Below are 1,063 nucleotides of genomic sequence, written 5' to 3'. Positions count from 1 at the left end.
GCTCATAGGCGACTACATTACCCACGCTTTATTATATTGATATCATACCTACCAGCTCTGAAAGGCGAAAATTTCTCGCACAAAAATTACTGATAAGCACTGAAGATTTAGCCGATGCATGATAAAATAAAAAAAAGTTTTTCGCAAAGGAGAAAATTTATCGTGACAAGGGCTGAACAACGAAGAAACAGAAAATTGTATGAAAGAGATTTTGCAGCATTCTGTAAAATAATCCGCCAGTATTTCCCGGAATTCACGCAATGGCTGTGTGAAACGTCAGATCCCCGCCAGTCCAGCATATATGAAATCGAAGTGATGCTGATGACTGTTATTATGAAGAACATTTGTAGCATCCAGTCCATGCAGGGGATGACAGAGAAATTTAATGATGAGAACTGTGTGGAGAACCTGTGCAGGCTCCGGGGGGTCGGGCGCCATGAATTTCTGCCGCATTATGTAACGGTAAATGAGTTCCTGAAAAAGCTGGATACAGGAGAACTGGAAACCCTGCGTAGAAGAATGATAAAAACGATTCTGAGGAGACGGAAATTTGAGGACGCGAGATTTCTGGGGAAGTACTGGCTGGTAATCTTCGATGCGACAGGCCTATTCCATTTCCATGAGAGGCATTGTGCACACTGTCTGAAAAAGACGTTAAATAAAGGAAGCAAAGAAGAAAAGACCATCTATTACCATAATGTATTAGAGGCAAAACTGGTATTGGGGGAAGGGCTTATCATCAGCCTGGGGACAGAATTTATAGAAAATGAGAGAGAAGACGTAGAAAAGAATGACTGTGAAACGAGGGCATTCCACCGTCTGGCAAGCCGTCTGAAACAGGAATACCCAAGACTGCCGGTGTGTGTGCTGGCAGACAGTCTTTATGCATCGGAACCGGTGTTTAAGAAATGCAAAGAGAACAAATGGCATTATCTGATCCGGTATAAGGATGGGAGTATTCCATCCATAGCGGAGGAATATCATGAGATAGAGGGAATGGGGGAACTGCAGGAACTGGAACGGGAGATAGCGAGGGAATATCCGAGAAAAGGGAGGGTAAAAG

The 1,063-nt window shown here is 43.5% G+C and carries 1 protein-coding gene; it reads left to right on the top strand.

Features of this window, described 5'->3' with window-relative positions; translation table 11 throughout:
* Positions 1-114: 114 nt before the first annotated feature.
* On the top strand, positions 115-1,063 hold a 949-nt coding region (locus INF20_RS07925; protein WP_226385835.1), incomplete at its 3' end, for a transposase.

This window comes from Gallibacter intestinalis (assembly GCF_014982745.1).
Lineage (GTDB): Bacteria > Bacillota > Clostridia > Peptostreptococcales > Anaerovoracaceae > Gallibacter > Gallibacter intestinalis.
This window is presented reverse-complemented; position numbering and strand designations above follow the sequence as displayed.